At 58.0% G+C, this 5,344-nt stretch carries 4 protein-coding genes; 1 reads left to right on the plus strand and 3 read right to left on the minus strand.

Features of this window, described 5'->3' with window-relative positions; translation table 11 throughout:
- The coding region (locus tag WCA10_RS19250) for a beta strand repeat-containing protein (protein ID WP_472824141.1) at positions 1–2,776 on the plus strand (2,776 nt) is incomplete at its 5' end.
- A 288-nt stretch (positions 2,777–3,064) separates the two neighbouring features.
- Here the strand turns inward: WCA10_RS19250 and WCA10_RS19255 are convergent.
- The 3 genes from WCA10_RS19255 to WCA10_RS19265 all read right to left on the minus strand — a co-directional run bounded on the left by WCA10_RS19255 (position 3,065) and on the right by WCA10_RS19265 (position 4,963).
- Entirely contained in the window at positions 3,065–3,379 is a 315-nt protein-coding gene (locus WCA10_RS19255) for a nitronate monooxygenase (RefSeq protein ID WP_472824144.1), read from the minus strand.
- Positions 3,288–3,938, minus strand: coding sequence for an SDR family NAD(P)-dependent oxidoreductase (locus WCA10_RS19260; RefSeq protein WP_472824142.1), 651 nt, complete (start codon positions 3,936–3,938; stop codon positions 3,288–3,290). Before WCA10_RS19260 ends, WCA10_RS19255 begins: the two co-directional genes overlap by 92 nt.
- Before the next feature lie 107 nt (positions 3,939–4,045).
- The gene (locus WCA10_RS19265) at positions 4,046–4,963 is read right to left on the minus strand and encodes a LysR substrate-binding domain-containing protein (RefSeq protein ID WP_472824143.1); all 918 of its coding nucleotides are present in this window, start codon (positions 4,961–4,963) and stop codon (positions 4,046–4,048) included.
- Between the last annotated feature and the right edge of the window lie 381 nt (positions 4,964–5,344).

The raw sequence follows: 5,344 nt of genomic DNA on the forward strand, positions 1-5,344 counted from the left end.
GGGGCAAACCCTGAGTTACGCCGCGAGCGTGACAAACGACTCCAACGCCGCAGGGGTGACCTGGAGTATGTCAGGAACAACTTGCACCGGGGCCGCTTGCGGGACGTTCACCAGTGGCACTACATCCGCGGCAATCTACAAGGCACCGGCAACAGTCTCCGCCAAAATGACTGTAACAATCGTCGCGACGTCGGTTACGGACACGACCAAAGCGATGTCATCGACGGTTGTTGTTTCTCCGGCGCCGAGCATTACCACCACTTCGCTCGCGGGCGGCGCTGTCGGCATCGCTTATAGCGCTACTTTGCAGGCCACTGGAGGCGTGGGCACTCTCACCTGGAGCCTGGCATCCGGTTCATCGCCGCCTGCAGGTCTCACCTTGAGCAATGCGGGAGCCATCTCCGGGACGCCGACCGCCGCCAGCACCACGGCCTTCACCGTGAAAGTGACGGATCAGTCCACCGCTCATGAGGGCCCAGTCTCTGTCACACAGCAGCTAAGCCTCACCATCGCCCCGCCTCCCATTTCCGTTTCTCTCAATCCATCGGCGCAGACCGGCATCGACCAGGGCCAAACCCTCAATTTCACAGCCACGGTTGCCAACGACTCAGGAAACAAGGGCGTCACATGGGTGGCGTCGGGCACAACGTGCAGTGGAAACGCCTGCGGCACGTTTACAAACGCAACCACCTCTGCGGCGACGTACAACGCTCCAGCCTCAGTTTCTTCGAACACGACGGTGGCGGTCCAGGCATTTTCTGTCGCGGATTCGACGAAATCGGCAGCGACGGCTTTGGTCATTTCACCTTCGCCCGTCATCACCACGACCTCGCTGGCGGGCGGTGCAGTCGGGACTGCTTATAGCACCACGTTGCAGGCCACCGGAGGCACAGGCGCGCTCTCCTGGGGCCTCGCTTCCGGCTCCTCGCTTCCCGCAGGCCTCTCTTTGAACGCGGCCGGAGGGATCTCCGGTACACCCACAGCTGCGGGAAGCCCCAGTTTTACGGTGAAGGTCACCGATGCCTCTCAAGGTCAACAGGGACCCGTCTCCGCAACCCAGCAGCTCAGCCTCACCATTGCGCCGGCGGCGTTGACCATCATTACCACCTCGCTGCCGAACGCCGTTGTGGGTGGTGCTTACAACGTTGCGTTGGTCGCCTCCGGTGGTACTCCCCCCTACACGTGGACAGTGGCGAGCGGATCCACATTGCCGAGTTGGCTCAGCATCACCGGCTCCGGGACCAGCTGGCAGATCACTGGCACGCCGACGGCAGCCGAAACGGACAGGTTCTCGCTCAAGTTGACTGACTCCGGCACGCCGACTCCGCAGAGCAAGAATCAGAGCTACAACCTCAACGTCACGACGGCTTCGGCCGCCTGCCCCACCGGGAACGAGTCGGCCATGAAGGGGCAGTTCGCTTTCAGCTTGACTGGGTACACTCCAGACGGATTCCTTGGGGCTATCGGATCCTTTACGGCAGACGGAAGTGGAAATATCACCGCCGGGTATGTTGATGCCAATGGAGCGCAGATCGGAGGTAACGGTGTGGGCGTTCAGGCAGGCAATGTAACGGCCGCCGGCAGCTCTTACACAATGGGCGCGGACAACCGTGGATGCGCCACCATTGTCACGTCGTTCTACACCTTTACAACACGCTTCGCCATTCCGCCCAGCACGTCAGGAAACGCGGAAGGCACAATCCAGGAATTTGAACCCTCTCCGGCCTACTTTGCCGGCTCGGGTCAGCTATTCCAGCAGAAGATCTCCAGTTCCGTACCCCAGGGGGTCTGGGTGTATGCGCAAAAGGGTGTCTTTGATGGAGTACGAGTTTCTGTAGCAGGAACGAAAACGATAAGCAGCGGCGGGCAGATCACAGCCGGCGAGTATGACTCGAATTTCGAGGGCACTGTTCACAATTACAGCGGCATTACCGGCACCTACGGCACACCTGACCCAGTCACCGGCCGGTACACTCTCACCACTACGCTCAGCGGTATTTCCCTCAACCGTGCAGCCTACGAGGTGTCGCCCACGCAGGAAATTGAGATCACCACAAGCGGCGCTTCAACGACGATTGAGGTCGGGTATGAACAACTTCAAAGTGGAGCCTTGACACTGTCTGGCAATCTGGCCTCTTTCGGGTCAGGAGCAGGCCCTTCAGGTATGGTCGCCCAGTTCTCAACCATGAGTGTCAGTGGTTCCAACTACACAGCCAAACTCTATGAAAATGACGGCGGAACATGGGTAACCCCGACCCCAACATCGCTGACATGCTCGTACACCATTGATGCGAATGGCAGGGTCACCACGATTGGCACGAACTGTGGATCCTCTTACTCGATCAACACGTGGAGTCTCCCTGTCTACTACCTTACCGGCCCCAACACGGGCTTCGTGCTTGGCACGGACAAACGCGCAGTACTAGGGCAGCTTGTGCCGCAATCGGCGACCACGATCACCGCCGGGAATTACTACTTCGGGACAATGGACCCGATGATCTCGTCAATTGGATCAGGCAGCTGGGATACGGTGACCGGAGTTGCCACGATATCCGCCGGCGACACTATCACAGGCACGGAAGACAGCTCACCTGAGGGCAGCAACGAAGCCGTCAACCAGTCCTTGACCGTGAACTCCGACGGGACCTTCAGCTCGTCGACGGATCCCGGAGTGATCACGGGGCTGGTCATCTCCTCTTCGGAACTGATCCAGATGAACGACCCGACGAATCTCTGGCCGACCATCTTGGTTTACAAAAAAGTCCCCGTCAATTAGCCGGCGACTGCGGACCGCGAAGGGGTCTCGGCGCTCCCGCACCGAGGCTCCTTCGCGATTAGCTTGACGCAGGGAGCATCCCTGCCCGACGAGACTGCGCAAGAAGACCAGGATGTTAGCTAACTTCAGGTTCATCGATAAAGAAGTGGTCAATCATCTGCCTTCTGCGGTTAACGAAACCTCCATTGATTCAAACAGTCAGTCGATGAGCGCACTGGTAACTCCCACTTATCGAACCCAAACAGATCCGTAGGAATTTCACGGAGAACTGATCGTGTGCGAGAGAGTCTATTCGACAGGATTGATTCGCTTCGCCGCGCCTTCCACAAGGAACTGCAACAACTCTGGGATTCCATGGCATCGTGCCAGGTTGGCGCTCTGTCCGGCCCACAGTGCGAGCAACTCAGCTCTGCTGGCCTTTTGCGCGGGAAGGGCTAGGTTCCGCATAAGAGCTCTTTGCAATGGATATGGCAATATTTCGGCTCCGGGCTGATTCAGCGTTTGGAGCAGCTCATTGTCGATGCCTCGTGCCAGTCTGCCTGTAAAGCCTCGCGTCAGCGCGGTGTGTCCTGCCCTGCTGCTGAGAATGGCCTCGCGATGCAGGGAGTGTGCGCCAGACTGCTCGCACGCGAGAAAGACCGTGCTCCTTTGCGTACTCGCTTGCCAGACTGCGGGTCACGGCCTCAAGGCCACCCTTGGTGATCATTGGTACCGAAGCGGTAACGCCAGCAATAGGGTTCTCCACAAGCGACGCGGTGATGGTGACCACGCTGCCAACAGACTTCTGCGCAAGCATCTGCTCTACGGCTCCCTGCGTAACGTAGAGGAATCCTTCAAGATTAGTAGATGAAAGCCCCTTGAAATCTTCGGCCGTATAGTCGGTGAATGCCCTGGTGAAGAAGATTCCTGCGTTATTCACCAGCGCGTCAATCGATCCAAATCGCTTGATCGCCACTTCTACAACTTTCGCGGTCACGTCGCTCTCGCCGATGTTGCCGTCCACTAGCGCAAGTTGAGCTGACTCGGCAAATGCAGCCGACTTCGTAATGGTCCGTGAGTTGGCTACGACGTTGTAGCCGCGATTGAGGAACGCCTCCACTACGCCTGCTCCAATGCCTTGCGATGCTCCCGTCACGATGATTGTTTTGTGCTTGCTTCCCACACCCAGCCTCCTTTTGGCTGACGGCCTTTTGTCGCCGTACAACGTAAAAGATTCGCGGCAGGATGATCGTGATTCGTCGTATCTTCCAATCAACTGATTGGGAATACCTATCGGTCCAGATAGCGCGTTTTCTGCCGGATCGCTGGTAACTCTTCGTCGAGCAGCTCGAGGAACAGCTTCAGTGCGATCGAAGGTTCCTTCTTCTGCCATGTGGCGACAAAGTCAATGCGAACGTCGTCGAGCTGCAGCCGGAAGAAGGAGACGTTGTCCGCTCGCAGATTGCGGGCCGATGCGGAAACAATGGCGACCCCTTCCTCTGCTTCCACGGTAGAGAGCACCGAGTGCATGTTGTTCAGCTCATTGTGCAGTCGTGGCGAGAAGCCGCTGTCGTTGCAGACGCGGATAATCGTATCGAAGACCTCTGGGGAACTTGCGCGCTGAAAGGTGACGATGCGCTCGCTTGCGAGGTCCGCAATGCGGATGCGCTTTGCTTTTACCCTGCGGGTCTTGGGAAGCGCTACTACCAACGGCTCGCGGAACAAAAGCCGGGTCTCATAGGACGAACTGCGATCAGCGGAAGGCGGACGCGTAAATCCAATGTCGATCTCTCCCCGGTCGAACGCAAGGTCTTGACCGCTAGGCACATTTTCTTCAAGACGCAAGGTGACCTCCGGATGACGGGCCTTGTATTTGCGCAGCAGATCCGGGAGAAATGAGTAAGTGGCAAATCCTATGAAACCAATCCCCAGCCTGCCAGTCTCTCCCTTGGCCGCGCGTTGGGCAGTTGCAATGGAGCGCTCCGCCTGCGCCAGCGTCTTGAGAGCTTCCTCATAGAAGACCTGACCTTCCGGAGTAAGTCGCGCCACGCGGCCTTCGCGCGAGAAGAGCTTGACGCTTAGTTCACTCTCAAGATCGGATACAGCCTCGCTGATCGAAGGCTGGGCTATATACAGATGTCGCGAAGCTTCACGGTACCCCTTCCACTTCACAGCCGCCGTGAAATAACGAAGGTGCCTCAGCTCCATAGATGATAGGTTCTCCCTATCAGTGGATTAGAGAACATCGTCGGGACCGATCGCGTCGAGCTTTGTCAATGGGCAATCAAATGAGCTTCTGTCGAACGTTCCGCAGCGTCCGTAGCGCCAGCGACTTAGTTCAAACGCCCAAGGAGGGTCCCATCACGCCATTGGGGCGCATTTCGCTGCCGCAGTCCACTTGAGCGATTAGTCGCCTACGCGTCCATTTGGTCTCGGGGAAACGGCCCCGGACTCTATTTGCAGCGAAGCCGGTTTGAACGAAGTCGCTGGCGCGACGGACTGAGAGTTGTGGTTAGCGCAGCAAGGTCCGCCGTTTAGGGTGAGTGGTCATAGGAGGAGGTTCCTATGACCCCACTTCGCCAGCGCATG

The sequence above is a fragment of the Occallatibacter sp. genome (assembly GCF_049582745.1).
Lineage (GTDB): Bacteria > Acidobacteriota > Terriglobia > Terriglobales > Acidobacteriaceae > Telmatobacter.

What these genes read in the sequence shown, in the direction of transcription:
- WCA10_RS19265 (WP_472824143.1), bottom strand. Translation starts at nt 4,963, where the DNA reads ATGGAGCTGAGGCACCTTCGTTATTTCACGGCGGCTGTGAAGTGGAAG.